The organism is Aureimonas endophytica (genome assembly GCF_014642635.1).
GTDB lineage: Bacteria > Pseudomonadota > Alphaproteobacteria > Rhizobiales > Rhizobiaceae > Plantimonas > Plantimonas endophytica.
The window spans coordinates 1-25,306 of record NZ_BMIQ01000008.1 but is presented as its reverse complement, the minus strand read 5'-3'; the positions used below and the strand labels follow the sequence as shown (position 1 = coordinate 25,306).

Sequence of the window (25,306 nt, the reverse complement as noted above, 5' to 3'; positions counted from 1 at the left end):
TCGCATGTCACGAACGAAAGCCATCGAAAACGGCGCGGCCGAGGAGCTCATCGCCTTCCGCATCGCCGAGCAGGAATTCTGCGTCGACATCCAGTCGGTGCGCGAGATCCGCGGCTTCGCGCCGGCGACGCCGCTGCCGCACTCGCCCTCCTTCGTGACGGGCGTGATCAATCTGCGCGGCACGGTCCTGCCGATCATCGACCTCGCGGCGCGGCTCGGCTTCGGCCGGATCCAGCCGACCGCCCGGTCCGTGATCATCGTCGTCCGGGTCAACCAGCAGCTCGTCGGCCTGCTCGTCGATGCCGTGTCCGACATTCTGACGGTCACGGACGAGCTGTTGCAGCCGACGCCGGAAGTCGGCTCGGAACTCGCCAAAAGCTTCGTGCGCGGCGTGATGGCGATCGAGGGCCGCATGATCTCGCTGATCGCGCTCGACGGCGTCCTGCCGCAGGTCGAGATGGCCGCCTGAGCCGGTTCGCCCGATCTCGCGCCGCCATCTTCGGCCGGACCCGGTTCGGCGCGCCCGAGGGCGTCGCCGCCGGTCCGCGCGAGAAAGGGCAGGGCCGCCCGACCGCCAGTGCACTTGAGGCATTCCCGTGCTGAACACCAAAGCCAGAAGCTCGGAACGGCCCGCCGTTGACGGCGAATTTCTCCTGACGGAGGCCGATTTCGACACGATCGCGCGCATCCTCCACGAGGATGCCGGCATCCTGATCCCGCCCTCGAAGACGACGCTCGTCTATTCGCGGCTCGCCAAGCGGCTGCGCGCCCTCGGGCTCGGCAGCTTCCGCGACTATTGCGCCCTGATCGCCGGCGAGAGCGGCGCCGGCGAGCGCATGACCATGATGGCGGCGCTGACGACCAACGTCACCAGCTTCTTCCGCGAGAATCACCATTTCGAGCATCTGCGCTCGCATCTCCTGCCGCCGCTGCTCGCCAATGCCAAGCGCGGCGGCCGGGTGCGGATCTGGTCGGCCGGGTGCTCGAACGGCCACGAGCCCTATTCGATCGCCCTGACCATCCTGTCCATGATGCCGGATGCCGCCGAATACGACGTGCGCGTCCTCGCCTCGGACATCGATCCGAACGTCGTCGCCTTCGGCCGCGCCGGGATCTACGACGAGGACGCGATCGCGGCCGTGCCGCAGGAACTGCGGCGGCGCTGGTTCAGCGAGACGCGCGGCGGCGGCGGCGATACGCGCCGCTTCGAGGTGGACGAGGCGCTGCGCACCATCGTCTCCTTCCGCGAGTTGAACCTCATCGGCGACTGGCCGATGAAGGGGCGCTTCAACGCCATCTTCTGCCGCAATGTCACGATCTATTTCGATCAGCCGACGCGCGAGCGCATCTGGCGCCGCTTCTGCGACTACATGGAACCGGGGGCCTGGCTCTATATCGGCCATTCCGAACGCCTGACCGGACCCTGCCAGACCTTCCTCTCCTATGAGGGGACCACCGCCTATCGCTTCCAGTCGGGAGATGGACGATGACCCCGGTTCGCGTTCTCGTCGTCGACGATTCCGCCACCATGCGCGCCCTGCTGCGTCGCTCGATCGACGGCGCCGACGGGATCGAGGTCGTCGGCGAGGCGTCCAATCCGCTCGATGCGCGCGAGAAGATCAAGCAGCTCGACCCGGACGTCATCACGCTCGACATCGAGATGCCGAACATGAACGGCCTCGAATTCCTGTCGAAGATCATGCGGCTGCGGCCGACGCCGGTGATCATGGTGTCGAACCTCACCCAGCCCGGCGCGGCGGCGACGCTGACGGCGCTGGAGATCGGCGCCTTCGACTGCATCTCGAAGCCCAACGGCGCCCAGGGCAACACGTTCGAGACGCTGCCGCCGATGATCCGCGAGGCGGCGAAATCGAAGCGCCAGCTCGCGACCCGCGTCGCGCCGAAGGCGCCGAGCCCGAGCGCCGTCGAGGCCCGGCCCTCCGTCGCGCGCCATGGCGGCTGGCCGGACATCATCGGTGTCGGCTCTTCGACCGGCGGCGTCGAGGCGCTGATGAATCTTCTCTCCGGCTTTCCCGCCGACTGTCCGCCGACGCTGATCGTGCAGCATCTGCCGGCGGCCTTCACCGGCTCCTTCGCCGCGCGGCTGAACCGCATCTGCAAGGCCGAGGTGGCCGAGGCGCAGAATGGCGAGGCGATCGCGCCGGGGCGCGTCTATCTGGCGCCGGGCGGCAAGCATCTGGCGGTGAAGGGAAGGGCGGGCGTCGGCCTGCGCTGCATCCTGACCGACGAGGACACGGTGCAGGGCCATCGCCCCTCCGTCGATGTGCTCTTCCATTCGATCAGCGCTGCCGGGATCCGCAACATGACCGGCGTGATCCTGACCGGCATGGGACGCGACGGCGCGGACGGTCTGCTGGCGATGCGACGCCAGGGCGCGCGCACCATGGCGCAGGACGAGGCGACGTCGCTCGTCTACGGCATGCCGCGCGTCGCCTTCGAGATCGGCGCGGCCGAGCGCCGCGTCCCGCTCGGCCGGATCGCCGAGCAAATCTTCGCATGACCAAGACTAGACGAAACGGGTCGGTCGCGCAACCAAAAGTCGGGTTTGGAGACGAGTTTTCCGTCGCTTTTACCCGTTCGTCAACGATCCGTTGGCAGGTTGGGCATTATGATACTAGCCAGGTATCGAATGCCGGCGATCAGGGGATCATCTGAAAGGACAGCAGGCCATGAGCCTCAGGGCACAATTGAAGGTCATGATCGTCGACGATCAGCGCACCAGCCGCATGCTGATCCGCGACGCCCTCGACCAGCTCGGCATCCGCAACATCGTCACCGCCGAAGACGGCGAGCAGGCCCTGAAATCGATGATGGCCTCGCCCTGCCACATCGTCATCTCCGACTTCAACATGCCGAAACTCGACGGCCTCCAGCTCCTCCAGGCCATCCGCTCCTACGCGCCCACCAAGAAGGTGCCCTTCATCATCCTCTCGGGCCGCGGCAACAAGGAGCTCGTCCAGAAGGCCGCCGCCCTCGGCGTCAACAACTTCCTGGTGAAACCCATCACCGTTCCCGTCCTCCAGAAGACGATCGAAGCGGTCGTCGGGCGATTGGCATGACCCGTACACCCGGAAACTGGCGGCGCGTCCACATCATCCAGGGGGAGGCGAAGGTCGATACCGACCCGGACGTGGTGATGACCACGCTTCTCGGCTCCTGCGTCGCGGCCTGCATTCGCGATCCCGGCGCCGGCGTCGGCGGCATGAACCATTTCCTCCTGCCCGGCGACATGAATGCCGGGGCGCAGACGCAGTCGGAATCCTATGGCCTCTATCTGATGGAGCTCCTGGTGAACGGCCTTCTGAAGAAGGGCGCGCGCCGGCACGCGCTGGAGGCCAAGCTGTTCGGCGGCGCCCGCACCGTCGACGGCCTGTCGGATATCGGCGCCAAGAACGGCGCCTTCGCCAAGCGCTTCCTCGAGATGGAAGGCATCGCCTATGTCGGCGGCGATCTCGGCGGCGACCAGGGGCGGCGCATCGAATACTGGCCGCATAGCGGCCGGGCGCGGCAGATCCTGATGGAGAAGACCGTCGCCGCGCCGCGCCGTCCCGTGGCGCCCGCGCCCGCCTTCCGCCCCGCGCCGATGCCGGCGGGCGGCGATCTCGAACTCTTCTGATCCGAAGCTTGCCACCGGCTGAACACGAAGGACCCCATCATGGCCGTTGGAACAGTGGTGAGACTGCTCTCCGTCCTGTCCGCCGAATGCGACGAACTCGCCCTCCGGGTCGATGAGATGCACCGTTTCCTGCCCGATGCGAGCGGCAAGCGGCAGGCGAGCGACGACGACCTGATCACCGCCGCGCAGGATATCGACTTCGTCCAGCAGCATCTGGCGGAACTGGCGCAGTTCCTGATGCTGATGGCCGAATGGACGCCGGGCGACCTGCCGCTCGACATGGACGGACCCTTGCAGTCCATCCGCCTTTCGGATCTGCGCAGCCGGCTTTCCGGCGACGACGGCTCGACCGATACCGGGCCGAAGGTCCGGGCCGGCGAGTTGGAGATGCTCTGAAGGGCCAGCCTCAGCCCTTGCGGCTCGTGCCGTAGCCGAGTCTTGCCGCCGCCTTCGGATCGACCGGGGGCGGCGGCCCGAGGAAGGCCGGTACGACGATGAAGGCGGCGAGCAGCGTGAAGACGAGCGAGATGGCGAGCAACTCGCCCATGCTCGACGTGCCTGGATGGCTCGACGCATAGAGGCTGCCGAAGGCGACGCCCGTCGTCAGCGCCGAGAAGAAGATCGCCCGCGTCAGGCTGGAGGCCAGGACGTCGGTGATGCCCGCCCGCCAGGCGATCAGATAGTAGATGTGGAAGGCGACGCCGACCCCGAACATCAGGGGCAGGGCGATGATATTGGCGAAGTTCAGCGGCAGGCCGACGAGGCTCGCGGCTTCCAGCGTCAGGATGCCGGCGAGGACGAGCGGCCCGAGCGCCAGCACCACGTCGAGAAAGCGCCGCAGCGCCACCCAGAGGATGATGGTGATCACCACCAGGGCATAGAGCCCGGCCTCGGCGAAGGCGCGCACGATCGTATGGCCGCCCTCGATGATGCCGATCGGCGCACCCGTCGCGTTCGGCGCGACGCTGCGCACCGCGTCGGCGAAGCGGGCGATCACCGCATTGTCGTTGGAATTGCCGGCGGGCGAGACCTGAATGCGGGCCCGTCCGTCCGGCGCGATCCAGTCGGCGACGAGATCCGGCGGCAGGCTGGCGCGCGTCACCGGTTCGGCGGAAACGGCCGCGCCGATCGCCTGCATCAGGGCCGGGAAATTGGCGAAGACCGCCTGGCTCGCCCACTCGCGCACCTCGGGGCCCGCATCGGCGAGGCGCTCCAGCACCTGGCCGAGCGCCCCGGCCGATTGCGACAGCGCCGCTGCCTGCCGCAGCGAGCCGGCGGCGCGGCGGAGCGCGACGATCGTCTCGGTGTCGCTTGGGGGCGGCAGAGGCGCGCCGAAGGCCGGCGCCAGCGCCGCCCGCGCCGCGCCGATCGCGGCGAGCTTCGCCTCCTGCTCGCTCGGAACGAATGTCGCGAGGCTGACCGTGCCGGCGACTTCCGGCAGGGCCGCGAGCTTCGCGCTGACCGCCGGAATATCGGCCTCCGAGGGCACGAGGATGTCGAGCTTGTTCGGCGCGGTTCGCGGCGTCTTCGACAGGTCGATGAAGGTCGAAACCGATTCGACGCTCTGGCTGCGCAGGTTCATCGGATTGGAATCGAAGGGCAGCGTCAGAAGGAAGGGCAGGCCGGCGAGAACGAGGAGACCCGTCAGCACGATCACCAGACGGCGATGGCGGGCGATCCAGTGGTCGATCTCGGCGAGCGAGGCGGTCTCGATCGCCTCCCGCTCCGGCCGCGTGCCCATCACGGCGATGAGGGCGGGCAGCAGCGTCAGATTGGCGACGAAGGCGACGATCATGCCGATGCCGGCGATGAGGCCGAGTTCGGAGACGCCGCTGAATTCGGTCGGCAGGAACGAGAAGAAACCGGCGAGCAGCGACACGGCGGCAAGCGTCAGCGACAGGCGCACGCCGCGCGCGGCGCGCAGCAGCGCTTCCGGAATATGGTCGATGCCGAAGCGTTCGGCGCGATAGCGCACCGCGACCTGGATGCCGAAATCGACGCCGAGGCCGATGAAGAGGACGGCGAAGGCGACGGAGATGAGATTGAGCTCGCCGACCAGCGCGAGGCCGATGCCGGAGGTGACGACGAGGCCGGCGAGAAGCGTGATGAGCACCGCCGCGATCAGCCGGCCCGAGCGGAGCGCCGCGAAGAGGATCAGCGCGACGGCGGCGAGCGTCAGCGACAGGTTCAGCCCGGCATTTTCCGCCACCGTCGCGAATTCCTGGTCGGCCAGCGGCACCGGGCCGGTGAGGCGTAGCGTCACGCCTTCGGCGAGGACGCCCGTCTCGGCCGCGAGCTGGCGCAGGAGGCGGATCGCCGCGCCGCCCGGCTCTAGCGACTTGTAGTCGAGCACCGGCTTCAGCAGGACGATCGCCCGGCGGGCGCCCGGATCGGGTTCCGCCGAGAGGAGATCGCGCCAGGAGATCGGCTCGCTGCGTCCGTTTATCGCCTCGCGCAGGCTGCGCGAGAAGGCCTCGAATTGCGGGCCGGCATTGCGGAAGGCGTCCGGCTGGCGCGCCGCGCCCTGGAGCAGGCCGGTCAGCGCGTCGGCGAGGCCGCGCAGCGAGGGATCGCGGGCGAGGGCGACGAGGAGCGGCGCCTGCACGGTCAATTCGCCCGCCGCCTTGCGCACCGCGTCGAGCGGCTGGAGGAGCAGGCCGTTCCGCGCCAGGAAGGGCGTCGCGTCGGGGCGCGCGACATCGCCGAACATGTCCGGCCGGCCGCGCAGCGCCTCGGCGAGTTTCATGCTCGCCCGGTCGGTGGTCTCCGGCGTCGGCCCGTCGAGAACCGCGACGACGAGGTCCTGCGTCTGCGGAAAGGCCTTGGCGAAGGCGATCTCGTCCTGGCGATAGGGCAGGTCCGAGGCGATGAGGCGCGTCGTGTCGGTGTTGATGGCGAAGCGCGTCGCGGTCCACCAGGCGGCCACGCCCGTCGCGATGAGGGCGAGGACGATCACCAGCCAGGGATGGCGGATGCTCCGCGCGACGGCCGCTTCGATCACTGAACACCTCGATGGCTCGGGCGCCGCTTTCGGCGGGCGCGTCGCGCCGTCCCTACAAGCCGCCGCAGGCCGGATCAACGCTTGCCCGGCCATCGGCTTTCACGCTTTCGCGTCCGGGGGGACCTTGGCACCGCTGCCGCCTGCGCTCATTATGGCGGCGCAGCATCCCGGTTCGGTGAGCGATCCTTGTCCATTCCCCTTCGTCAGGCGGCCGCCGTCGGCAGCTATATCCTTCGTCAGCATCTGGCGGGCCGCAAGCGCTACCCGCTCGTCCTGATGCTGGAGCCTCTCTTCCGCTGCAATCTCGCCTGCGCCGGCTGCGGCAAGATCGACTATCCCGACGAGATCCTGAACAAGCGCCTCTCCTACGAGGACTGCATCGGCGCCGCTGAGGAATGCGGCGCGCCGGTGGTGGTGATCGCCGGCGGCGAGCCGCTGATCCACAAGGAACTGCCGCAGGTCGTGGCCGAACTCGTGCGGCGGCGGAAGACGACCATCGTCTGCACCAATGCGATCCTTCTCGAGAAGAAGATCGACGCCTACCAGCCGAACCCTTATTTCACCTGGTCTATCCATCTCGACGGCGACAAGGAGATGCACGATTCCTCCGTCTGCCGGGAGGGGATCTACGACAAGGCGGTGGCGGCGATCCGCCTCGCCAAGGAGAAGGGCTTCCGCGTCACGATCAACGCGACCTTCTTCAACAATGCCGATCCCGAGCGGATCGCGAATTTCTTCGACGAGGCCATGGCGCTCGGCCTCGACGGCATCACCGTCTCGCCCGGCTATGCCTATGAGCGCGCGCCCGACCAGCAGCATTTCCTCAACCGGACGAAGACGAAGGAGATCTTCCGCGACGTCTTCCGCCGGGGCGACGGCGGCAAGAAGTGGAGCTTCAACCAGTCCTCGCTCTTCCTTGATTTCCTTGCCGGAAACCAGACCTATCACTGCACGCCCTGGGGCAATCCGACGCGCACGGTCTTCGGCTGGCAGAAGCCCTGCTACCTTCTCGGCGAAGGCTATGCGGCGACCTTCAAGGAGCTGATGGAGGAGACCGACTGGGACGCCTACGGCACTGGCAATTACGAGAAATGCGCCGACTGCATGGTCCATAGCGGCTTCGAGGCGACGGCCGTGGAAGACGCCTTCCGCCGGCCCTGGAAGGCGGCGAAGGTGGCGCTTGCCGGCATCCGCACGGACGGGCCGATGGCGGCCGAGATCCCGCTCGACAAGCAGCGTCAGGCGGAATTCGTCTTTTCCCGCAATGTGCAGATGAAGCTGTCCGAGATGCGCGCGGCGAAGACGGCCGAGACCGCCTCAAAGCCCGAGGCGCGGGCCAAGGCAGCGGCGGACGCGGCCTAGAGCCCGCATCGCCCGCAACGTCGCGAGCGCCGTGCCGGGAAGCTGCAAGAGCTGGCCCGGCCGGTGGATCAGCTCCTCGCCGATCGCCGGCCAGTCGAGCCGGCCATCCGCAGCGACCGCGCGGATGGCGAGCGGCGGCAGATCGGCTTCCGCCGTGTCGCAGATGGCGCGCAAGACGATGAAAGGCAGGCCGCGCTCGGCCGCATAGGCTGCGGCGATCTGCGATTCGGTATCGACGGCGACGGCTCCCGTCTCCCGATGAAGTGCCGACTTGGCGGCGGCGGTCAGGACCGGCGCATCCCGGCAGGCCATCAGCCCACCAAAGATTGGAATGGCGGCGTTCTCCAGCTTTTCCAACAGTTTGCGCGTGATCGTGGAAGTGGTGTCCCAGGTTTGGTCGCCCGCTGTGATGCGATCGGGAACCACCACCATGCCCGGCGTCAGACCGGGGTGAAGCCCGCCGGCAAGACCGAAGCTGACCACCACCGCCGGAGGCTCCGTCAAGACGGCGAGCTTCGCCGGCAAGGCGGAGGGCGGCGCGGCGATGGCGATGACGCCGGGTCCCGCGACGATCCGCGCTTCGGCGGCGAGGCCGCTGACGACGAGAACGGGGCCCTGGTTGTGCGAAGGCGTCATCGCGGTATGGCGGGTGCTTCGCGCAAGGAGTGGAGACGCCTTCGGCCGATGCGTCCGCGCAGCGGAGGGGCCCGGTCTCACATCCCCACCGCGACGCGCCGGCTGTTGCTCTGTTGCAGGTTGCGGAAGCGCGCCATGGCCCAGAGCGGGAAGAATTTCGAATAGCCATGATAGCGCAGATAGAAGACGCGCGGAAAGCCGACGGCGGTGAAGCGCGTCTCGTCCCAGAGCCCGTCCGCGCCCTGCGCGCGCGCCAGATAGTCGATGCCGCGCGCCACGGCCGGATGGTCGACCCGTCCGGCGGCCATCAGGCCGAGCAAGGCCCAGGCGGTTTGCGAAGCGGTTGAAGGCGCGGCGACATAGCCTTGATAATCCATGCGATAGCTGTCGCCATCCTCGCCCCAGCCGCCATCGGGATTCTGGATGCCGGTGAGCCAGTCCGCCGCCTTCGCGAGGGCCGGTTCCTCAGGCGCGAAGCCGGCGGCGTTGAGGGCGCAGAGCGCCGACCAGGTGCCGTAGACATAGTTCGTGCCCCAGCGGCCGAACCAGCTGCCATCGGCTTCTTGTTCCTTCAGGAGATAGTCGACGGCCGCCTTCAGGCGTGGGCTCGTCGCAGGGGTCTCGCCGAGCTGCGCGAACATCGAGATGCAGCGGGCGGAGACGTCGGCGGTCGGCGGGTCGAGCAGCGCGCCGTGATCGGCGAAGGGGATGTAGTTCAGGTGGTGATGCGTGTTGTCGGCATCGAAGGCGGCATAGCCGCCGTTGCGGCTCTGCAACCCGCCGACCCATTCCGCGCCGCGCGCCACCGCCTCCTCGAACTCGGCGCCGGCCCAGCCCTGGCGCGCCAGACGGTCCATCGCCATGGCGACGACGGCGGTGTCGTCGAGATCGGGATAGTCGGGATTGGCATATTGGAAGGCCCAGCCGCCGGGCCGCACATCCGGCCGCGTTTCGGCCCAGTCGCCCTTATGGTCGAGCACCTGGAGCGGGCGCAGCCAGTCGAGCCCGGCCTTGGCGCGGTCGCTCGCCGCGCCGCCCGCCTCGATCAGGGCATGGGCGGCGAGCGCCGTGTCCCAGACGGGTGAGAGGCAGGGCTGGCAATAGGCCTCGGTTTCCCCGATGACCAGGAGACCCTCGATCGCGGCGCGCGCCGTGACGACGCGCGGATCGTCGCGCGGCACGCCGAGCGCCTCGTACATCATCACCGCATTGGCCATGGCCGGATAGATCGCGCCGAGACCGGAGGCACCGTTCAGGCGCTGGTCGACGAAGGCGACGGCGCGCGCGATCGCGCGTCGGCGGGCGGCCTTCGGAAAGCGCGGCTCGGCGCGTTGCAGCACGCGGTCGATGCCGCCGAAGATCTGCGACCAGGGCGCCACCTGGTGCGGCCCCTTCGGCCAGGACCGCACCTCGTCCGGCGGGGCGACGAAGAGTTCGGCGATGCCCGTGCCGCGCGGATTGGCCGCCTTCGGCTTCAGCGCCTGGAGCACGAGGAGCGGGACGAGCACGGTGCGCGCCCAGTAGGAGACCTTGGAGAGATGGAAGGGGAACCAGCGCGGCAGCGCCATGATCTCCACCGGCATGACCGGCACGCCGCGCCAGGGGATCTCGCCATAGAGCGCCAGAAGGATGCGGGTGAAGACATTGGCATGAGCCGCCCCGCCGCGCTGAAGGATCGCCTCGCGCGCCCGGCGCATATGCGGCGCGTCGATCGGATCGCCGATCATCTTCAGCGCGAAATAGGCCTTCACGCTGGCGCTCATGTCGAAAGCGCCCTCGGCGAAGAGCGGCCAGCCGCCATGGCTGCCCTGGATGCGCCGGAGATAGACGCCGATCTTCGCCTCCAGCGCGCGGTTCTCCTCGCCGAGCCAGTGCAGAAGGAGCACATATTCGGAGGGGATCGTCGCGTCCGCCTCGAGCTCGAAGCAGAAATGGCCGTCCGGCTTCTGAAGCTTGAGGAGGCCGGCGGTGGCGCGGGCGATGCGGTCCTCCAGCGTCACCGGCGAAGGCGGCGGTGCGGCCTCCGCTTCGGCGAAGGGGGCGAGGGAGGCGTCGTCGGAAAGAAAGTCGTCGGTCATGCGGCCATGCGGTTGTCGGCGCCGCGTTCCAGCCGGCGCAGGGCGTGGCTCGCCGCCTTGCGCCCGGAGCGGATCGCGCCTTCGATGGTGGCGGGAAGTCCGGTCTGCGTCCAGTCGCCGGCGAGGAAGAGGTTCGGATGGGCCGTGTCCGTGTTCGGCCGCCGCGCCACCTGTTCCGGCGTCGCGCGGAAGGTGGCGCGCTTCTCGCGGATGATCTGCCAGGGCGGCATCGGCTCGGCCGGCAGGCCGGCGACATGCGCCACCTCGCGCCAGATCTCGGCGGCGAGCGCCTCGCGCGGGCGGTCGAGCAGATGGTCGGCGCCGCTGATCGTCACCGACAGGCGGTCGGGAAAGGCGAAGATCCATTCGCTGAGGGAGTGGACGAGGCCGATCAGCGCCGGCATCCCGGCCGGCGGGGCGGTGCGGAAATGCGCGTTGACGATGGCGCGATGCTCCAGCGGCACCGTGAGGCCGGGGAGGAGCGAGGCCGCGATGCCGGGCGGCAGGGCGAGGATCACCGTATCCTCCTGGGCGAGCGGAACCTCGCCCGTCGCGAAGCCGAGTCCGGCGACGCGCCCGGCCTCGAAGCGGAGCGCGCGCAGAGCCGCGCCGAAGCGCACCGGCGCGTCGCGGCGCTCCAGGAGATCGACGGCCGGATCGACCAGGGCGGCGCCGAGGCCGTTCCGGGCGATCACCGGCCGGCAGGCCTCGCCGCCGAGCGCCAGCGTCTCGCGCATCAGATTGGCGGCGAGGCGCGCCGAAGCCTCGGCCGGGTCGGTGTTGAGGGCGGCAAGCAGCAGCGGGCGCCAGAGCCGGTCGTAGACCGGCCCTTCCGTCGCCATCACCGCGCCGAGCCGGCGGCGGGGGCCAGCGAGGAACAGGCGCAGCGGCGCGAGATAGTCGCCGGCGCGGCTCCCCGGCACCCGCCGGCGCGGATCGAAGATCCAGCGCGGCAGGCGGCCGGCATTCGGGCGCAGCACCCAGCGCTCGCCGCTCGCCAGATCCATGAAGGGAAAGGCGCATTCGGGCTCGACATGCAGCGCCGCCGATCCGCCGATCCGCGCCACATAGTCGAGCGCGGCATGGTTGCCGGACAGAAGCAGATGGTTGCCGTTGTCGATGGTGAGGCCGAGCGCCGCGTCGTGATAGGAGCGGCAGCGCCCGCCCGCCTGCGGGGCGGCCTCGTAGACCGAGGGCCGATGGCCGGCGGCGAGCAAGGTTTCGGCGGCGGCGAGCCCGGCGAGCCCGGCGCCGACGATATGGACGCGGCCGGCCATCAGAGAAGGCCGAATCTCAGCACCGCGCCCATCAGGTCGCGCTTGCGCTTGGCGATGCGCTGGCGCGGCGGCGCCCAGCCGCGCGCTGCGAGCCGTTCGAGCAGCGGCGCATAGGCGGCCGCCATCAGGCGCGGAGCGCGCACCCTGTCGCGCGGCACGCCGTCCATGATCGCCCGCGCCTCGGCGAAATGCCGGCGGCCCCGCTCGGCGAGAATGGCGCAGGGCTGCGTCAGGCGCGGATCGGCGAGGAGGTCGGGCAGGGCGAGGGCGCCAAGACCCGCTTCGGCGAGGAGTTCCCGCGGCAGGTAGAGCCGGCCCATCTCCGCATCCTCGTCCACGTCGCGCAGGATATTGGTGAGTTGCAGCGCGCGGCCGAGATGGTGGGCGAGGGCGAGGCCCGGCGCCTCCTCCAGACCGAAGACGCGGACCGACAGGCGGCCCGGCGCGCTGGCGACCCGGTCGCAATAGAGGTCGAGCGCCGCCTCGTCGGGCCGTTCCGTCTCGCCGCGCACATCCATCGCCATGCCGGCGATGATCGCGTCGAAATCCGCGCGCGCCAGCCGGAACCGCCGGATCGCCCCGGCCAGCGCCGCCAGGGAAGGGCGCGGCGCCTCGCCGGCATAGAGCTCGCCGATCGCAGCCCTCCAGCCCTCCAGCCGGCGCAGCCGCTCCTCCGCCGGCCCTGGCGTGTCGGCGACGTCGTCCACGGCACGGCAGAAGGCGTAGACCGCGTACATGGCGAGGCGCTGCTCGCGCGGCAGGATGCGCAGGCCGAGATAGAAGGAGCTGGAGACCGGCGGCAGGTCTTCCGCGCGCGGCTCCTCCTCGCCGGCGAAGCTCTCGTTGCGGATCGCGCCGAGACTCATGGCTTCGGCCCCGCCCGCCGGCGCCGGCGGGCCTTTTCGAGATCGCGGGAATCGGCATAGGCCGCCAGCATCGCGCGCACCGAGACCATGGCCGCCTCGGCCTTGCCGAGATGGACGCGCTCGCCGAGCGGGTCGCGCTCGCGCAGGCGGGCGACCAGCACTTCCGCCAGTCGCTGGATCGCCGCGATCTCCAGCCCCAGCCGGCGGTCGCGCACGTCGCGGGCGAGCGGCGCGCTGATCGTCAGAAGCGCCGCCGTCGCCTCGGCGAGCGCCGCGATCGTCTGGCGCAGTTCGCTCGTCGCCTTGGGCCGGGCGAGATCCTCGACCTTCGCGCCATGGGCTTGCAAGGTGTCGAGCGGCAGATAGACCCGGTCCAGTTCGCGATGATCCTTCGCGCAGTCCTGGAGATGGTTGATCACCTGCAGCGCGGCGCAGAGCGCGTCCGAGGCCTCCCAGGTCGACTGGCGCTCGCCATGCACGTCGAGCACGAAGCGCCCGACCGGCATCGCCGAAACGCTGCAATAATCCATCAGATCGTCCCAGTCGCGATAGCGCGTCTTCGTCACGTCCCGCCGGAAGGCGGCAAGGAGATCGCAGGGGTGGCGGGCGGAGAAGTGACGTTCGGCGAGGATCTGGCGCAGCGGCACGGCATGGGGCAGGTCGGCCTCGCCGAACAGCGTCGCCTCCATCGCGTCGAGCTGGCGCAGCTTCTCGTCCGGCTCCATCGCCGGATCGTCGGCGATGTCGTCGGCGGCGCGGGCGAAGCGGTAGAAGGCGAGGATCGCCGGCCGGTGGCGCGCGGCGACGAGGCGCGAGGCCACGGGAAAGTTCTCGCCGCGATGCGTCTTGGAAAAGGCCTTCTTCGCCGCGACCGTCATGTTCCAGCCGTCTTTCCCGGCACCGCCTGCAACCGTCCCTTCCAGGCCCCGCCACGGCCGCGCCAATGCTGGAGCGCCGAATCGAGCGTGAAGAGCGCATAGGCCGCAGCAATCGCAGGCAGCGCGGGCGCTGTCCACCAGGGCGCGCGATAGAACCGGACCATCGGCAGGAAGGCGAGGTTCATGCCGACGAAGGCGAGAAGGCCGAAAAGGCGCGCCGCGCCATGGCCGAAGAGCGCCGCAAGCGGCGGCACGAGGAAGACGAGGCCGAGGCCGGCGAGCGCGAGGACGAGGCGAAGCGGCGAATGGCGCAGTTCCGTATAGGCGGAGCGCGCCACCATGCGCCGGATGTCCGCGACGCGCGGATAGTCGCGCAGGCTCCGAACCTCGTCCGTCAGGCCGAGCCAGACCGGGCCCTGCCGCTTCATCAGCGCGCCGAGGGCGCAGTCGTCGATGAGGGCGCCGCGAATCGCGGCGAGGCCGCCGGCCGCCTCCAGGGCGCGGCGATCGACCAGCATCGAGCCGCCGGCGGCGGCCGCGCAACGTCGCTTCGGATCGCGCACCCAGGCGAAAGGGTAGAGCATGCGGAAGAAGAAGACGAAGGCCGGCACGAGCAGGCGTTCGGCCGGGCTCGTCGCCTTCAGCTTCACCATCAGCGAGGCGAGGACGGTGCCGCGCGCCGCCGCCTCGCCGGCGAGCCGCGCGAGCGTGCCCGGCCCATAGGCGATGTCGGCATCGGTGAAGAGGACGAGATCCGGCGTCTCGGCCTGGATTCGCGCCCAGGCCAGCCCTTCCGCCATCGCGGCGAGCTTGCCGGTCCAGCCCGCCGGCAGGGGCCGGGCGGCGAGAACGGTGAGGCGCTCGGCATGGCCGCTTGCCGCCGCGGCGCGCCGGGCGATCGCGGCGGTGCCGTCCTCGCTGCCGTCGTCGACGAGAAGCACGTGGAAGCGCCCGGCATAGGTCTGCGCGAGGAGCGAGGGCAGGGTGCGGGCGATGACCTCCGCCTCGTCGCGCGCCGGAACGACGGCGAGGATCGAGGGTGCCGGCCCCTCCGGCGCGATGCTCTGCCCCAGCATGTCCGGCCCCAGGCGCCAGAAGGCGCCCCGGCCGAAGAGGAGCACGAGCCAGGCGAGGAGGGCGAGACCGGCGAGGATCGTCATGCGATCATCCCTGCCTGCCGGAACCAGGCGAGCGCGTCGCCGATCGCCGCCTGATAGGGCCGGCTGCGATAGCCGAGCTCGCGCCGCGCCTTCGCATCGTCGAAGAACATGCGGTAGCGCGCCATGCGCAGGGCGTCGAAGCTGACGAAGGGCGCCCGCCCGGTGACGCGCGCCATGCCCTCCGCGACGGCGGCGAGCGGCATGACGGCGCCGACCGGCAGGCGGATCTTCGGCGGGCGGCGCCCCAGCTGGCGGGCGATCTCCGCCAGCATGGCCGAAAGCATCACGTCCTCGCCGCCGAGAATATAGCGCTCGCCGATCCGCCCGTGCCGGAGGGCGAGGAGATGGCCGTCCGCGACATCGTCGACATGGGCGAGGTTGAGGCCGGTATCGACGAAGGCCGGCATCCGCCCGGAGGCGGCCTCGACGATGACGCGGCCGGTCGGCGTCGGCTTCACGTCGCGCGGGCCGATCGGCGTCGAGGGATTGACGATGACGACGGGGAGGCCCTCCGCCGCGAAATCGCGCACCACCGCCTCGGCCAGGACCTTGCTGCGTTTATAGGCGCCGATCGCCTGGTCGGGAAGGAGCCCGTCGCTCTCGCTGGAGCGCCGCCCCGCCTCGCGCGGCGGCGCGAGCACCGCGACGCTGCTCGTATAGACGATGCGTTCGGTGCCCGCCTCGCGCGCCGCCTGCATCAGCCGCCGCGTGCCGTCGACATTGGTGCGGTCGAGCTCGCCCGCATCGCGCGCCCAGAGCCGATAGTCGGCCGCCGCGTGCACGAGATAGCGCATGCCGGCGAGCGCCCGGCGCAGCGAGGCCGGATCGCCGAGATCGCCGGTCGCAAGTTCGAGATCGGGCAGGTCGAGATTGGTGCGCGGGCTCCCGCCGCGCACCAGCGCCCGCACCGGATAGCCGGCGGCGCGAAACCGCCGCACCAGCGCCGAACCGAGAAAGCCGCTGGCACCCGTCACCAGCACCGGCCCAAGCTCGGAATCGGTGGGCTTCGCGAGAAGGGGGCTTTCGAGCATGCCGTCGGGCATTCCATCCTTTGCGTCACGGGCGGGAGCCCTGCCGGCGCTGCCGCCGAAAGCTCGTCACGCCGCTTAGCATGCGCCCGAAAGCGCCGATTGCACAATTGCTTGGCCCGCCAAGCGACGGCTTTGGGTTCCACTGATCACATTATGGCGTTGGCGTGCCGAAATTATGAACAACTCATGAAGACCGCGAGCGGGATTTAGGCAGATCCGCCCGATCGGCGAGGCGTCGCGCGATCCGAGCCCCATCGCGGCCTGGGGCGAGGCGCTTGGCACGGGGATTGCAGAGCCTGTGCCGAGCGCCCGGGGGTCGGGTTCTCGCATATGGAGGTGGGGCATGAGGACGATGAAGACCTGGATGAGCGCCGCGCTCGGCGCGGCGATGCTGGCCGGCTCGCTGGGAGCCGCCGCCGCGCAGGATGGCGAGACGATCAAGGTCGGCATTCTCCACTCGCTGTCCGGCACGATGGCGATCTCGGAGACGACCCTGAAGGACGCCATGCTGATGCTCATCGACGAGCAGAACAAGAAGGGCGGTCTGCTCGGCAAGAAGCTGGAGCCGGTCGTCGTCGATCCGGCCTCCGACTGGCCGCTCTTCGCCGAGAAGGCGCGTGGCCTGATCGCGCAGGACAAGGTGGCGGCCGTGTTCGGCTGCTGGACGAGCGTGTCGCGCAAGTCCGTGCTGCCGGTCTTCAAGGAGCTGAACTCGATCCTCTTCTATCCCGTCCAGTACGAGGGCGAGGAGTCGGAGCGCAACGTCTTCTATACCGGCGCCGCGCCGAACCAGCAGGCGATTCCCGCCGTCGACTATCTGATGGGCGAAGGCGTGCAGCGCTGGGTGCTGGAAGGCACCGACTACGTCTATCCGCGCACCACCAACAAGATCCTCGAAGCCTATCTGAAGTCCAAGGGCGTCGCCGCCGAGGACATCAAGGTGAACTACACGCCCTTCGGCTTCTCCGACTGGCAGACCGAGGTTTCGGCGATCAAGGAATTCGGCGCCTCCGGCAAGAAGACCGCCGTGGTCTCGACCGTTAACGGCGATGCCAACGTGCCCTTCTACAAGGAACTCGCCAATCAGGGCATCTCGGCCGAGAACACTCCCGTCATGGCCTTCTCGGTCGGCGAGGAGGAACTGGCCGGCATCGACACGAAGCCGCTCGTCGGCCATCTCGCGGCCTGGAACTATTTCGAGTCGGTCGACACGCCCGAGAACAAGGACTTCATCGAGAAGTGGCACGCCTTCATCAAGAACGACAAGCGCGTGACCAACGACCCGATGGAGGCCCATTACATCGGCTTCAACATGTGGGTGAAGGCGGTCGAGAAGGCCGGCACCACCGATCCCGATAAGGTCATCGACGCGATGGTCGGCGTCGCGGTGCCCAATCTCTCCGGCGGCTATTCCTCGATGGGCGCCAACCATCACATCACCAAGCCGGTGCTGATCGGCGAGATCCAGGAAGACGGCCAGTTCCAGACCGTCTACGAGACGCCCGGCCTCGTCCTCGGCGACGAGTGGTCGGACTATCTGCCGGAATCGAAGCCGCTGATCGCCGATTGGCGCAAGCCCATGAACTGCGGCAACTTCAACACCGAGACCGGCAAGTGCGGCGGCGCCGGCGAGAAGGCGGCAACGTCGAACTGACACCTTGTCGCAACGGCGCCGAACGAGGCGCCCCTCCCTCTCCCGAGCCGGGAGAGGGTGGCCCGAAGGGTCGGGTGAGGGAAGCGTAGGGCGCCGCCGTCGGCACGCTACGGCTCCCTCATCCGCCTGCCGGCACCTTCTCCCGACTCGGGAGAAGGACGCAGTTCCGCTGGTGGCGCCCGCTTTTCGGGAGCGCTGCTGCCTTTTTCGAAAGCTTTCCGATGACGAGAATCCGGTTCCGTCGCTTCGCGGCCGCCCTCCTTGTCCTTCTCGCCCTGCTTGCCGTCCCGTCCGCTTTCGCCCAGTCCCCCGACCCCAAAGCCCTCGTCGCCGGTTTCGCCGGCAAGAAGAGCTTCGAGGAGACGGAGGCGACGGTGAGGGCGCTCGCCGCGACCGGCGAGCCGGCGGTCGCGAATGCCTTGCGGGCCCTGGCCGACGGCGAACTCTATTATCGCAAGTCCGATCAGGCCGTGCTGATCGCGCGCGGCGGCGGGGCGACGCTCCAGACCTTCGATCCGCTCACCGCCGAGCCGGTCGGCCAGGAGGCGAAGGGCGCGCTGGAGAAGGTCAAGATCAAGAATTCCATCCGCAAGACCGTGACGGACGCGCTCGGCGGCCTGACGCTCGGCTCGCCCGATCCGAAGAAGCGGCTGGATGCCGCGACCGGGCTCTTTTCCAGCGCGACCCCGGACCAGATCGAATTCCTCGACGCCGCTCTCGCCAAGGAAACGGACCCCGCCATCCGGTCGCGCCTTAGCGAGGCGCGCGCCGCCGCGATCCTGAAGTCCGATCGGCCGGTGGCCGAGAAGCTGGAGGCGGTGAAGCTCGTCGCGGCGCGCGGCGACCGGGCGGCGCTCGCCGCGCTCGGCCCGTCGGCCTCGGCGCCCGACGCGGCGCTCGCCGGCGCGGCCAAGGCGGCGGCCGCCTCGATTGAACAGGTGCTGCGCTTCTGGTCCTATGCGCAGAACGTCTGGTACGGACTGTCGCTCGGCTCCGTGCTGCTCCTCGCCGCGATCGGCCTCGCCATCACCTTCGGCGTGATGGGCGTCATCAACATGGCGCATGGCGAGATGGTGATGCTCGGCGCCTATACGACCTTCATGGTGCAGGAGGCGATCCGTGCCCATGCGCCCTGGCTGTTCGACTGGTCGCTCGCCATCGCGCTGCCGCTCGCCTTTCTCGTCGCGGGTTTCGCGGGCCTCGTCATCGAGCGCGGCCTGATCCGCTTCCTCTACGGCCGCCCGCTCGAAACGCTGCTCGCCACCTATGGCGTCTCCCTGATCCTCCAGCAGGGCGTGCGCACGCTGTTCGGGCCGACGAACCGAGAGGTCGGCAATCCGTCCTGGATGTCCGGCGCCTTCGATCTCGGCCTCATGTCGGTGACCTGGAACCGGCTCTGGATCATCCTCTTCGCGCTCGCCGTCTTCACCGCGCTGCTCTTCGCGCTGAACCGCACCTCGCTCGGCCTCAAGATGCGGGCCGTGACGCAGAACCGGCGCATGGCCTCCGCCATGGGCATCCGCACGCCCTGGATCGACGCGATGACCTTCGCCCTGGGCTCGGGGATCGCCGGCGTCGCCGGCGTGGCGCTCAGCCAGATCGACAATGTCTCGCCGGATCTCGGCCAGGGCTACATCATCGACAGTTTCATGGTCGTCGTCTTCGGCGGGGTCGGCAATCTCTGGGGCACGCTGGTCGGCGCGATGAGCCTCGGCATCCTGAACAAGGTCCTGGAGCCCTTCGCCGGCGCCGTTCTCGGCAAGATCGTCGTCCTCGTCCTCATCATCCTGTTCATCCAGAAGCGGCCGCGCGGCCTCTTCGCTCAGAAGGGAAGGTTCGTGGACGCATGATCCTCGCCAAGTTCCTCGGCGCGCGGGTCTGGTGGGTCGTCGCGGCGCTCGTCGTCGCGGCGGTGCTCGTGCCCCTCGCCAATGCGGGCCTCGATCCCGACCATCCGCTGCACATTCCCGACTATGCCGTGCCGCTGCTCGGCAAGTACCTCACCTATGCGCTGCTTGCCCTCAGCCTCGATCTCGTCTGGGGCTATGTCGGCATCCTCAGCCTCGGCCATGGCGCCTTCTTCGCGCTCGGCGGCTATGCGATGGGCATGTATCTGATGCGTCAGATCGGCCCGCGCGGCGTTTATGCCAATCCGGTCCTGCCGGACTTCATGGTGTTCCTGAACTGGAAGGAACTGCCCTGGTTCTGGCAGGGCTTCGACCATTTCTGGTTCGCCGCGTCGATGGTGCTCCTCGTGCCCGGGCTGCTGGCCTTCGTCTTCGGCTATTTCGCCTTCCGCAGCCGCGTCACCGGCGTCTATCTCTCGATCATCACGCAGGCCATGACCTACGCGCTCCTGCTCGCCTTCTTCCAGAACGACATGGGCTTCGGCGGCAATAACGGCCTCACCGACTTCAAGGACATTCTCGGCCAGCCGATCGCCGCCGGCTCGACCCGTCTCGGCCTCTTCGTCGCGAGCTGCGCCGCGCTCGCCCTCGGCACGCTCGTCGCGGGCGCGGTGACGCGCTCCAAGCTCGGCAAGCTGATGGTCGCGGTGCGCGACGCCGAAAGCCGCACGCGCTTCCTCGGCTGGCGCGCGGAACATGTGAAGCTCTTCGCCTTCACCCTCTCGGCCATGATGGCGGGCCTCGCGGGGGCGCTCTACGTGCCGCAGGTCGGCATCATCAATCCCGGGGAGTTCGCGCCGGTCAATTCGATCGAGATCGTGGTCTGGACGGCAGTCGGCGGGCGCGGCACGCTGCTCGGCCCGATCCTCGGGGCGCTGGTGGTCAATTCCGGCAAGAGCTTCTTCACCGCCGCCGCGCCGGAATACTGGCTCTTCGTCCTCGGCGCGCTGTTCATCCTGACGACCCTGTTCCTGCCGAAGGGCATCGTCGGCACGCTGGACGGTGGCTGGCAGGCGCTGCGCGACCGGCGCCGCTCGCGCGCGGCGGAAAAGGGCATCGGCCCGGCCGGGCCGGCGACGCTCGGCAGCCCGGCGGAGTGACGGCGATGCGGGACCCCTTCAACCCGGTGCCCGTGACGGGTGCCGACGAGAGCCTGGCGCGGCCGCGCGTCTCGCCGCATCCCTATGCGACGCTGCTCGCCGAACGCGAGGCGGCGCGGGCCGGCGCCACCGCGCCCCGCCGCGACACGCTGCTGTATCTCAACGCCGTCTCGAAGAGCTTCGACGGCTTCAAGGCGATCAACGGCCTCAGCCTCGTGCTCGCCAAGGGCGAGATGCGGGCGATCATCGGCCCGAACGGCGCCGGCAAGACGACGATGATGGACATCATCACCGGCAAGACCCGGCCCGATGCCGGCGAGATCTTCTTCGACGGCGAGACGGATCTCACCCGCCATGACGAGGCCGAGATCGCCGCCATGGGCATCGGCCGCAAGTTCCAGAAGCCGACCGTCTTCGAGAATCACAGCGTCGAGGACAATCTGCGCCTGGCGCTGGCCGGGCGGCGCGGCGTCTTCGCCACGCTGCTTCATCGCGAAAGCGCGGCGGACCGGGCGCGGCTCGGCGAGATCCTGGAACTGACCCGGCTCGGCCCCAAACGCGCAAGTGCCGCCGCCGATCTCAGCCATGGCCAGAAGCAATGGCTGGAAATCGGCATGCTGCTGGCGCAGGATCCGCAACTCCTTCTCGTCGACGAGCCGGTCGCCGGCATGACGGATGCCGAGACGGAAGAAACCGCGCGGCTCCTGCGCGACATCGCCCGGACGCGCTCGGTCGTCGTCGTCGAGCACGACATGCATTTCGTGCGTGAGCTCGGCGTGAAGGTCACCTGCCTCCATGAGGGCGCCGTTCTCGCCGAAGGACCGCTCGACGCCGTCAGCGCCGATCCGAAGGTCGTCGAAGTCTATCTCGGGCGGTGACAGAGCCGATGCAAGATCCGTTGCCAGCCAATGAAATATCGGCTCTATCCTCGTGCAATCTCCGGTTTCGGAGGCGCGAGGCACGAATCCCGATGCATATCCTGGCCATTCTGATCGGCATCCTCGGCGGAGTGGCCGTCTGGTACTGGCGGATGCGGGCGGTCGGCCTTCTCGCGTCGGACATCGGCGAGGCGGCGTTGCGCCTGCGCGGCCGTCTCCGGCGCGGTCGATTCCGCCGGAAGGTCGAGGCGGCGACGCTGGCCGGCATCGACGATCCACGCCTTGGCGCGGGTGTGATGCTGGTCGCGTTCGTCGAGGCCGGACAGCCGATGACCCCCGACGACGCGGCTACGATCAAACGCTGGCTTCGGGACGTCACCGGCGAGGAACGGCCGGACGAAGTTCTCGCCTTCGCCCACTGGGCGAATCGCGAGGCGGGCGGTGTGGACCCGGTGTTCCGCCGCCTGATGCCGCTTTTCCGGCAGTGCCTCGACCCGTCCGAACGCGCCCAACTGGTCGACATGGCGGCGTCGCTCGTCCGAACCGAGCCGCAGGCGAGGGTGCTGCGCCGCATGGAGCGCGCGCTTCTGCCCGACCGAACGAGCCAAGAGCCCCGTTGAAGGAGAGCCGATGCTGACCGTCTCCAATGTCGATCTCTTCTACGGCGCCGCCCAGGCCCTGCGCGGCGTGTCGCTGGAGGCGAAGGCCGGGGAGATCACCTGCGTCCTCGGCCGCAACGGCACCGGCAAGACGAGCCTGATGCGCGCCGTCGTCGGCCAGCAGCCGATCCGCGGCGGCTCGATCGCCTTGAGCGGCGAGGTGCTCGGGCGCGAGGCGCCCTATGCGCGGGCTCGGCGTGGCATCGGCTTCGTGCCGCAGGGGCGCGAGATCTTTCCGCTTCTCACCGTGAAAGAGAATCTCCAGACCGGCTTCGCGCCGCTGAAGCGCGCCGAGAAGACGATTCCGCCGCATGTCTTCGAACTCTTCCCGGTGCTGAAGTCGATGCTTGGCCGGCGCGGCGGCGATCTGTCCGGCGGCCAGCAGCAGCAGCTCGCCATCGGGCGGGCGCTCGTCACCCGGCCCCGCCTTCTGGTGCTGGACGAGCCGACGGAGGGCATCCAGCCCTCGATCATCAAGGATATCGGCCGGGCGATCCGCTATCTGAAGGACGAGGCCGGGCTCGCGATCCTGCTCGTCGAGCAATATCTCGACTTTTGCCGCGAGCTCGCAGATCGCGTCTATATCCTGGATCGGGGCGAGGTGGTCTTCGCCGGCGGCGCCGAGGATCTCGACCGGCCGGAGGTCCGCCGGCATCTGACGGTCTGATGCGCGGCGAAGGGTTTGCGCGGGCCCGGCCGAAATGCCATCTATCGCCCATGGCATCGGCTCCGTCCCATTCCGACCACCACCACCATTCCCATGCCGGCGCGGGAGCGGGGCTGACGCGCAACCAGCAGCTCGTGCTGTCCGTCCTCGACAAGGCGAATGCGCCGCTCGGCGCCTATTCGATCCTCGACGAGCTGCGCGGCGAGGGGCTGCGGGCGCCGCTCCAGGTCTATCGGGCGCTCGACAAGCTGGTCGAGGCGGGGCTGGTGCATCGCCTCGAAAGCCTCAACGCCTTCGTCGCCTGCGTCCATCCGCATTGTCATGCCTCGACGGCGACCGTCTTCGCCATCTGCGAGAAATGCGGCTCGGCGACGGAATTCCCGGACGAGGCGATCGGTGCCCGCCTTTTCGGCTGGGCCCGCGACAATGCCTTCGCCGTCGCCAAGACGACGGTGGAGATCAAGGGCGTCTGCGCCCGGTGCGCCGCCGCCGGCGGGGCCGACTGAGGCCTATTCGCCGCGCGGGAAGCGCTGCGACTCCTCCAGGATGTTCAGGTCCATGTGGTTGCGCATGTAGCGCTCCGAGGCCTTTTGCAGCGGCTGGTGGTCCCAGGGGTAGTAGGCGCCGTTGCGCAGCGCCTCGTAGGTGACGTGGCGCATCGCCTGGCTGGCGCGCACCGCTCTGTCGAAGGCGTCGAGATCCCAGCGCCTGCGCGAGGCCGCGTCGAGCCGTGCCGCCGTGGCGGCATGTTCCGGCTCGTCCGCGAGATTGCGCAATTCGTGCGGATCGGCCTCGAGGTCGAAGAGGAGCGGCGGGTCGATGTCGCAGCGGATGTACTTGAAGCGTCCGTCGCGCAGCGCCACGATCGGCGCTTCCGAGCCCTCGGCCGCATATTCCATCGGCACCGGACCGCGCGCCGCGCCCTCCGCCACCGGCAGAAGCGACAGGCCGTCCGTCCAGGGCGCGACGGCGGAAAGGTCGATGCCGGCGAGCGAGGCCAGCGTCGGCAGGATGTCGAGCGTCGAGACCGGCGCCGTCACCAGCCCGGGCGCGAGGCCGGGCGCCGCGATCATCAGCGGCACGCGGGCCGAGCCCTCGAAGAAGTTCATCTTGAACCAGAGGCCGCGCTCGCCGAGCATGTCGCCGTGGTCGGAGGTGAAGAGCACGATCGTGTTCTCGGCCATGCGGGTGGCTTCGAGAATGGCGAGAAGCTCGCCGACCTTCTCGTCGATATAGGAGATATTGGCGAAATAGGCGCGGCGCGACCGGGCGACCATGTCGGGCGTGATGTCGTAGTCCTGGTCGTTGCAGGCGCGCATGAGGCGCCGCGAATGCCGGTCCTGCTCCTCGTCGGGAATGCGGCCGATCTCCGGCTGGAGGGCGGGACAATCCGCGTAGAGATCCCAGAACCGGCGGCGCGCGACGTAAGGATCGTGCGGATGGGTGAAGGAGACGGTGAGGCAGAAGGGCCGGTCGTCCTGCCGCCGCGACAGGTCATAGAGCTTGGCAGCAGCGAAATGCGCCACCTCGTCGTCGAATTCCAGCTGGTTGGTGATCTCGGCGACGCCTGCCCCGGTGACCGAGCCGAGATTGTGATACCACCAGTCGATCCGCTCGCCGGGCTTGGCATAGTCCGGCGTCCAGCCGAAATCGGCGGGATAGACATCGGTCGTCAGCCGCTCCTCGAAGCCGTGCAGCTGGTCCGGCCCGACGAAATGCATCTTGCCGGAGAGAGCGGTATGGTACCCGGCGCGGCGCAGGTGATGCGCATAGGTCGGAATGGCGGAGGCGAATTCCGCCGCATTGTCGTAGACGCCGGTGCGGGATGGCAGCTGGCCGCTCATGAAGGCGGCGCGCGCCGGGGCGCAGAGCGGGCTCGCCGTATAGGTGTCGCGGAACCGGGCCGAGCGCGCGGCGAGCCGCTTCAGGTTCGGGGCGTGCAGGAAATCGGCCGGCCCGTCCGGGAACAGCGTCCCGTTGAGCTGGTCGACCATGATGACGAGGATGTTCGGACGGCGCATGGGGCTTCGCTTCAAGGGCGCGCGACGCGATATGGCCGCGCCGTCAAGGCTTAAGCATCCCCGCGCCGAAGGCCAACCGTGCCTGCGCCAGCCGATGGCGCAAAGCGGACAGCGGCACGGGGATGCGGCCGGTCGGCCGGCACTTGGCATCCTTGGGCGTGTCCCCGCCCTCGACGGCGCGACGAGCCTCGCCGCCGTCGCAAAGAGGATGACGGGGGACCTTTCACCATGCTTCCTTGCCGTCGCGGACGGATCGGACGCGGTGCGACGGAACCTTAGCCTCGCTGCGGCCGAAGGGGCGGAGGCGGGGCCCTTGTCCGGCGATGCGGTTCGTTTGCCTCCTTCCGGAGGCGGTGATAAGCGGCAGAGACCAGCCGCGGCTGCGCCGTCGCCCGCCCAAGATGATCGGTGAGTGCTCTATGAAGATCCTTGTCTGTGTGAAGCGGGTTGTTGACTACAACGTGAAGATCCGGGTGAAGCCGGACGGCACGGGC

Annotated in this window: 23 protein-coding genes and 1 pseudogene; 15 read left to right on the top strand and 9 right to left on the bottom strand. The window is 69.2% G+C overall.

Features of this window, described 5'->3' with window-relative positions; translation table 11 throughout:
- Window positions 1-4: 4 nt before the first annotated feature.
- From IEY14_RS20615 to IEY14_RS20590, 6 genes are all read left to right on the top strand, one after another.
- A complete protein-coding gene (locus IEY14_RS20615) occupies window positions 5-469 on the top strand; it encodes a chemotaxis protein CheW (RefSeq protein WP_188911878.1) in 465 nt (154 codons plus the stop codon).
- A 121-nt stretch (window positions 470-590) separates the two neighbouring features.
- Complete coding sequence (locus IEY14_RS20610; RefSeq protein WP_373289029.1) at window positions 591-1,490, top strand: CheR family methyltransferase; 900 nt, start codon at window positions 591-593, stop codon at window positions 1,488-1,490.
- A complete protein-coding gene (locus tag IEY14_RS20605; RefSeq protein ID WP_188911876.1) occupies window positions 1,487-2,521 on the top strand; it encodes a protein-glutamate methylesterase/protein-glutamine glutaminase in 1,035 nt (344 codons plus the stop codon). The genes IEY14_RS20610 and IEY14_RS20605 overlap by 4 nt, the downstream gene beginning before the upstream one ends.
- A 169-nt stretch (window positions 2,522-2,690) precedes the next feature.
- Complete coding sequence (locus tag IEY14_RS20600; RefSeq protein ID WP_188911875.1) at window positions 2,691-3,080, top strand: response regulator; 390 nt, start codon at window positions 2,691-2,693, stop codon at window positions 3,078-3,080.
- A complete protein-coding gene (locus IEY14_RS20595; protein WP_188911874.1) occupies window positions 3,077-3,637 on the top strand; it encodes a chemotaxis protein CheD in 561 nt (186 codons plus the stop codon). Before IEY14_RS20600 ends, IEY14_RS20595 begins: the two co-directional genes overlap by 4 nt.
- A gap of 39 nt (window positions 3,638-3,676) precedes the next feature.
- Complete coding sequence (locus tag IEY14_RS20590) at window positions 3,677-4,033, top strand: DUF8776 family protein (protein WP_188911873.1); 357 nt, start codon at window positions 3,677-3,679, stop codon at window positions 4,031-4,033.
- Window positions 4,034-4,043: 10 nt separating this feature from the next.
- On the opposite strand, the gene IEY14_RS20585 is transcribed toward IEY14_RS20590, so the two are convergent.
- The gene (locus IEY14_RS20585; protein WP_188911872.1) at window positions 4,044-6,638 is read right to left on the bottom strand and encodes an MMPL family transporter; all 2,595 of its coding nucleotides are present in this window, start codon (window positions 6,636-6,638) and stop codon (window positions 4,044-4,046) included.
- A gap of 186 nt (window positions 6,639-6,824) precedes the next feature.
- Between IEY14_RS20585 and hpnH the strand changes: the two genes are divergently transcribed.
- On the top strand, window positions 6,825-8,000 hold the full coding sequence (gene hpnH / locus IEY14_RS20580) for an adenosyl-hopene transferase HpnH (protein ID WP_188911871.1): 1,176 nt from the start codon (window positions 6,825-6,827) through the stop codon (window positions 7,998-8,000).
- Here the strand turns inward: hpnH and IEY14_RS20575 are convergent.
- From IEY14_RS20575 to hpnA, 7 genes are all read right to left on the bottom strand, one after another.
- Window positions 7,956-8,636, bottom strand: coding sequence for a phosphorylase family protein (locus tag IEY14_RS20575; protein ID WP_188911870.1), 681 nt, complete (start codon window positions 8,634-8,636; stop codon window positions 7,956-7,958). The two genes, hpnH and IEY14_RS20575, sit on opposite strands and share 45 nt — an antisense overlap.
- 77 nt (window positions 8,637-8,713) lie before the next feature.
- Entirely contained in the window at window positions 8,714-10,714 is a 2,001-nt protein-coding gene (gene shc, locus IEY14_RS20570; protein ID WP_188911868.1) for a squalene--hopene cyclase, read from the bottom strand.
- A complete protein-coding gene (gene hpnE, locus IEY14_RS20565; protein WP_188911866.1) occupies window positions 10,711-11,991 on the bottom strand; it encodes a hydroxysqualene dehydroxylase HpnE in 1,281 nt (426 codons plus the stop codon). The genes shc and hpnE overlap by 4 nt, the downstream gene beginning before the upstream one ends.
- Window positions 11,991-12,857, bottom strand: coding sequence for a presqualene diphosphate synthase HpnD (gene hpnD / locus IEY14_RS20560; RefSeq protein ID WP_188911864.1), 867 nt, complete (start codon window positions 12,855-12,857; stop codon window positions 11,991-11,993). Before hpnD ends, hpnE begins: the two co-directional genes overlap by 1 nt.
- Window positions 12,854-13,735: a squalene synthase HpnC gene (gene hpnC, locus IEY14_RS20555; RefSeq protein ID WP_188911862.1), complete on the bottom strand. Its 882-nt coding sequence runs from the start codon at window positions 13,733-13,735 to the stop codon at window positions 12,854-12,856. Before hpnC ends, hpnD begins: the two co-directional genes overlap by 4 nt.
- Window positions 13,732-14,895: a glycosyltransferase gene (locus IEY14_RS20550; protein ID WP_188911860.1), complete on the bottom strand. Its 1,164-nt coding sequence runs from the start codon at window positions 14,893-14,895 to the stop codon at window positions 13,732-13,734. The genes hpnC and IEY14_RS20550 overlap by 4 nt, the downstream gene beginning before the upstream one ends.
- Complete coding sequence (gene hpnA / locus IEY14_RS20545) at window positions 14,892-15,926, bottom strand: hopanoid-associated sugar epimerase (protein WP_188912317.1); 1,035 nt, start codon at window positions 15,924-15,926, stop codon at window positions 14,892-14,894. The genes IEY14_RS20550 and hpnA overlap by 4 nt, the downstream gene beginning before the upstream one ends.
- Before the next feature lie 364 nt (window positions 15,927-16,290).
- Here hpnA and urtA point away from each other — a divergent pair, with 364 nt between their 5' ends.
- From urtA to IEY14_RS20510, 7 genes are all read left to right on the top strand, one after another.
- The gene (gene urtA / locus IEY14_RS20540; RefSeq protein WP_373289028.1) at window positions 16,291-17,580 is read left to right on the top strand and encodes an urea ABC transporter substrate-binding protein; all 1,290 of its coding nucleotides are present in this window, start codon (window positions 16,291-16,293) and stop codon (window positions 17,578-17,580) included.
- 221 nt (window positions 17,581-17,801) lie between these two features.
- Window positions 17,802-19,430, top strand: a complete 1,629-nt coding sequence (gene urtB / locus IEY14_RS20535) for an urea ABC transporter permease subunit UrtB (protein WP_188911855.1) — start codon at window positions 17,802-17,804, stop codon at window positions 19,428-19,430.
- Window positions 19,427-20,587, top strand: a complete 1,161-nt coding sequence (urtC, locus tag IEY14_RS20530; protein ID WP_188911853.1) for an urea ABC transporter permease subunit UrtC — start codon at window positions 19,427-19,429, stop codon at window positions 20,585-20,587. Before urtB ends, urtC begins: the two co-directional genes overlap by 4 nt.
- Window positions 20,588-20,592: 5 nt before the next feature.
- Window positions 20,593-21,465, top strand: a complete 873-nt coding sequence (gene urtD / locus IEY14_RS20525) for an urea ABC transporter ATP-binding protein UrtD (protein WP_188911851.1) — start codon at window positions 20,593-20,595, stop codon at window positions 21,463-21,465.
- 92 nt (window positions 21,466-21,557) lie between these two features.
- Window positions 21,558-22,085 (top strand): hypothetical protein, encoded by a 528-nt coding sequence (locus tag IEY14_RS20520; RefSeq protein WP_188911833.1) that lies wholly within the window; start codon window positions 21,558-21,560, stop codon window positions 22,083-22,085.
- Between the two features lie 10 nt (window positions 22,086-22,095).
- On the top strand, window positions 22,096-22,791 hold the full coding sequence (gene urtE / locus IEY14_RS20515) for an urea ABC transporter ATP-binding subunit UrtE (RefSeq protein ID WP_188911831.1): 696 nt from the start codon (window positions 22,096-22,098) through the stop codon (window positions 22,789-22,791).
- A 50-nt stretch (window positions 22,792-22,841) separates the two neighbouring features.
- Entirely contained in the window at window positions 22,842-23,297 is a 456-nt protein-coding gene (locus IEY14_RS20510) for a Fur family transcriptional regulator (protein WP_188911829.1), read from the top strand.
- Window positions 23,298-23,300: 3 nt separating this feature from the next.
- Here the strand turns inward: IEY14_RS20510 and betC are convergent, their stop codons facing one another.
- Window positions 23,301-24,812, bottom strand: a complete 1,512-nt coding sequence (gene betC / locus IEY14_RS20505; protein ID WP_188911827.1) for a choline-sulfatase — start codon at window positions 24,810-24,812, stop codon at window positions 23,301-23,303.
- Window positions 24,813-25,231: 419 nt separating this feature from the next.
- Between betC and IEY14_RS20500 the strand changes: the two are divergent.
- Window positions 25,232-25,306, top strand: a pseudogene (locus IEY14_RS20500) (electron transfer flavoprotein subunit beta/FixA family protein); the annotation flags it as partial.